The organism is uncultured Maricaulis sp., from assembly GCF_905480005.1.
Classification (GTDB): Bacteria; Pseudomonadota; Alphaproteobacteria; order Caulobacterales; family Maricaulaceae; genus Maricaulis.
In genome coordinates this window covers 1-4,365 of sequence record NZ_CAJQOO010000135.1, presented here as the reverse complement: position 1 = coordinate 4,365, position 4,365 = coordinate 1, and the positions used below count along the sequence as shown (strand labels likewise).

The 4,365-nt window shown below is 61.7% G+C and carries 5 protein-coding genes; all 5 read right to left on the bottom strand.

What is annotated here, in order from left to right; translation table 11 throughout:
• Positions 1–1,622: hypothetical protein (locus tag QZ266_RS12410; RefSeq protein WP_295695627.1), on the bottom strand; the 1,622-nt coding region annotated here is incomplete at its 3' end.
• A 104-nt stretch (positions 1,623–1,726) separates the two neighbouring features.
• Positions 1,727–2,038, bottom strand: coding sequence for a hypothetical protein (locus QZ266_RS15350; RefSeq protein ID WP_367178241.1), 312 nt, complete (start codon positions 2,036–2,038; stop codon positions 1,727–1,729).
• Between the two features lie 75 nt (positions 2,039–2,113).
• The gene (locus tag QZ266_RS12400; RefSeq protein WP_295695623.1) at positions 2,114–2,872 is read right to left on the bottom strand and encodes a sulfite exporter TauE/SafE family protein; all 759 of its coding nucleotides are present in this window, start codon (positions 2,870–2,872) and stop codon (positions 2,114–2,116) included.
• A gap of 564 nt (positions 2,873–3,436) precedes the next feature.
• Positions 3,437–3,955, bottom strand: a complete 519-nt coding sequence (locus QZ266_RS12395) for a hypothetical protein (protein WP_295695621.1) — start codon at positions 3,953–3,955, stop codon at positions 3,437–3,439.
• Positions 3,945–4,365, bottom strand: a 421-nt coding sequence (locus tag QZ266_RS12390; protein ID WP_295695619.1) for a hypothetical protein, incomplete at its 5' end; no start/stop codon positions are given. The genes QZ266_RS12390 and QZ266_RS12395, both read right to left, overlap by 11 nt.

The window sequence follows — 4,365 nt, the reverse complement described above, 5'->3', positions numbered from 1 at the left end:
ACATCTGCCTGAGGCGTCCCAGTGGCAATCGCACTACCCAGCATCGCGTCGAGATCATCTGTGAAGGCGATGCCCGTTGTCGTGAACGCGCCCGTTGCTGCAATGTAAAACTCAACGTCGATCGTGTCGCCCGGCGCCACGCCGTCTTCCGCGAAGGTTTTGGTGAACTGGATTGTGCCGCCGGCGCCCTCGGCGAAGTCAACCGCCAGGATGGCAGCAGCCTGCGTGTCCGCATAACTGACGGCGTCGAGATCGTAGATCAACTCGGTTGTGATGAAACCGTAATTGCCGGCCTCGAGCGCATCATCGATCTCAATCGGCAGGTCAAAGGCGCAGCTCGCACCGGCCACAAGCTCCATCGAGCGGAACTCAACATACGCGTTGCCACCCGACAGGGTCGCGGTCGAACTCGCACCGCAATGCATGGCGGCAGGCTGAACGCCGACGAAATCGGTGCTCGACGCGGCATCAATATCGAGGTCGAATTGGCCGAGGGTCAGGTCATCGGCAGAATTATTGGTGATGGTGAAGCGCAACGCTGCCTGATCAAGCGGGTCGACCGGGTTTGTGACGAAGGCTGCGGTGAAGTCCACATCGTCACGCGGATCGCCAGCGGCGTCGTAAACCACGCTGTAGACATTTGAACCGGTATTGTCGTTGCCGGACTGGTCAACCACCGTCGCCGCAGGCAGCTCAACGGTAATCGGCGAACCCGCGCCGGTCGGCGTCACCTCGATTGTAACCGAGGACGTATCGTCGCCCGATTGAACACCATCACCGCCAAGGTCGGCGAAGGCGACGGTTGCGTTCGCCACGACAAGATCGCTCACCGCGAAGCCGTCGATTGTCTCCGCATAAAGGCCAAGCTCGATAAAGTTGACACTCACATTGAACGCCGCATCCACCGGCCCGCCCGGCCCCGTGATAACCGGCGCTGGCGCAGCGGAATCGACGCCAACCACGATATTGAAATCCGCCCAGTCGCGGTCGATCGCGCCAGAAACAGAGCCCGTGCCGGTGATATTGCTTGGGGACGCCACATAAGTCGCCGCCGCGGTCGACGCCGGTGTCGAAACCGAATAGCGGACGGAACACTGACCGACGGGGTCGATATTGGACACAGTGACCAAACCCAACCCGTTGGAAGAAACAGTCGGCGTTCCGCAGCCGGAGCTGGAAATCGACCCAAGATCGAGACGCGCGCCCGTCAATGCCGCGTCATAATCCACGGTGAATGTAAGGTCTGTGAGATCCTCTGATCCGTTGGTCCAAATAGTGTGGCTAATGGCCGCGTTTTCACCGGGGTCGATCCGTGGCTCATCGCCGGTTTCGTAGCTCGCGCCCGACGAGGTGATGAAAAATTGCGCTGACGCATCGGAGGCCGCCAAGGCGCTGCCCGCCAGGCCGGCTGCAAGAAGTGCAGCCCAGCGCATTGGCGCAATTCTGGATCCTGCCTGTTCGGGTTTTGATTGATCGACCCCCTGCGCGTGGAGCTCATGCCGGCCAAATGTCGAAACAAAATCCAGGATATCGCGCATATTTCCCCCGTGCAGACACGCCATTAGCCTGTCTGACTCCAGCTCACCCCTGACGACTTGGAACACCCCCCGCCAGCGAAGCATGCTAACGCTACAACCAAAGCCTGAAAGAAAAAAGCCAAATCAGCGGGATAAAGATGGTGTCAGACAAAACTGGACTGGTCTCTGAAGGCGGCCCTTCGTCCAACTCAAGCCGCGAGTTGACGCCATTCGGCCAGGGCGGCGGATCGGTTTTCCTTGAATTCTTCGCGGCGGTAGAAATGGCGTTCGAGATTGAATTGATTGTGGATGGAAGATTGGACGGCGGCGAACTTTTGAAGGCTCTGGATCGGCCCGAACCGGTTCCACCAAAACCGAACTGTCTCGTGAGTGATGTCTATGCCCCGTTCGTGGAGCAGATTCTCGACGTTCCGGAGCGAAAGTGGAAACCGGACACACACCATCACCGCAAGACGGATGATCCCTGGCGAGGTTTTGAAATATCGGAACGGATTACGCATCAGAGAACGCTACGAAATCACGCCCGTGCGCTCAAGCAGAGTTTAATCTGACACTGCCTCTCGCTGCGCGCATCGTCAGCCGGCAACAGCGCGCCACACCAGTCGTAGCGCGACAACAAACACCAGCAAGGCTGTGATCCGGGCGAGCCAATGATCGGGCAAGCGGCGACTTCCGATCCAAACTCCCAATTGCCCCCCCACCAGCACGGCCGGCAGTAGCGGCCAGTAATCCAGCAGACTATCGAGATCGCCACTGCCGGAAATTCTCTGGGATTGTCCGATCAGGCCGGCAAGCGAGTTCACCAGAATGAATGTTGCCGCCGACGCGGCAATTGCCTTCGCCTCGGCCCATCGCAGCGCATAAAGGAGCGGGGCGAGGAAAATTCCGCCGCCGATGCCAACCAGGCCCGCCAGCAGGCCGATTCCGGCACCCAGGGCCGGCGCCAGGCCAGGCACCAAGACCGCATCCTTGCGCGCCGGCCCGGGTTGGCGGACCGTCAGCGCCACCGCCGACGCAAGAAGCGCAACGCCCAGCAGGCCGATGAAGGCGCGCTCGGGTATCTCGACTAATCCGCCAAGCCAGGCCGCCGGAACAGAACAGGCAATTATGGGCCAGAGCCGGCGCCAGGGGATCAGCCCAGCTCGCGCGTAATGCAATACAGACCCGCTGACGACAGTGACATTGCACGCCAGAGACACCGCAGGCAGGAGGCGGTAATCGGTTTCCGCCAAAACGAGCAACGCCGTATAAGTCGAACCGCCGCCAAATCCGACAATCGCGTAGGCCATCGCGGTCAGAAAGAAGGCTCCGGCCAAGCCGGCCAGCACGGTCATGCGGGACCAAGCAGCTGGATCTGTGTCGCATAGCCAAGCGCCCCGGAAGAAGGGGAATGCGGACGCCGGAAGAGGCGGATTGCTGGACCCAAAACTGACGCGGCCGATGCGTCCTGATTGCCCAGTCGCGCAGCCAGTCCAATGCACAACAGCCACTGACGTGTGCTCCGGCGACCAAAGCGAGCGATGAGCGCGTTCGTGCAAAGGCGGGGGGCGGGCCGGTCCATTCTGAAGTCCTGCGGGTGGTGTCAGACAAAAAACGGATCGGTCTCGAAAGACCGGGTTTGATCCTATCTCACGCCGCAGTTTGATACCAATCGGCCAAGGCTCGAACACGGTTCTGCTTGAACGCTGATCGAGAGCAGAAGTTGCGTTCGAGGTTGAAGTGATTGTGAACTGGGGAGTGGACGGCCGTGACCTGAGACCCGATTGGTCCCGTATTTGAATTGAGAGTCCGTCGGAACAGAGACGAACGATGCGCGAGAGCGAATTTCCAGAAGACCCGATTATAGCGCGTCTGGCTGTGCAGGAGCGCGGCATGGCGACGGCGGAGGTGTGCCGGCGTTACGGGGTCTGTTCCGGATCTCCGGGTCGCGACCGGCAGGCATAATGACCAGACAGCGCGATTACAGTTCTCGTACCGGCGGAGTCAAACCGGCGCTGGACGGCGCGAGTGGTTGCAAGGCCATCCGCCTGCATGATGTCGAAATTCGCTTCGATCTCGATGGCCGAAACGGCACCCTGCCCGGTGAATCGGCGCTCATACCGCGTCCCGACGGGCCAGACCGCGCGGCTGCTCTCTCCCTGCCGCAGGAGGCGCTCTCCATTGACATGCAGAAGCGCACGCCCGGAGGATAAATCCTCGAAGGCGATGAAGCGCCGCTCCGCATCGGCGGTCCAGAAGAAGACACCGCAACTGCCGACGGCGAGCGGTTGAGGCGGCAATTGCCGCAGGTCCAGATCGGCTGACCTGGCTTGGTCAGTCGCGAGGGTGGCACGCGGCAGCCCCGGCGTCTGGCAGGCCGAAAGGAGACTGGCCACCACACCCACCAGGATGGGGCGGATCAGGTATTCACCGCGCATGTGCCCGGCTCCCAGCGAGGCGCCAGCGTCCCCCGACCGGCTCGAAACCGGACAGGCGCAGGGCATCTTCGACTTGCGGATCGGCAGTGTCGACGCTCACTGTCCAGCGCAAGCCAGCCGGGCCGGCACTGATATCCAGGTCAGCACGCAGCTGTGTATTCCCGCCCGTCATCCGGGATTGCAGGACCCCGTCATTGCAGGTCACCTCACCGGCCAGGACAGGCCATTCCAGAGCGGTCGCAGCGGGCTGGCGAATCTCGCCGCGGACCGACCGGCACCCCTCAGCGCCCAGGACAAGCTCGTCGAGATCGAGCTGCCATTGCAGCAGCCCCTCGCCGAGCCCGCCGAACGGGTCCAGCTCCGGACGCAGTCGCAGCGCAACGCCATCCAGACGCCAGACCCCGTCCCAG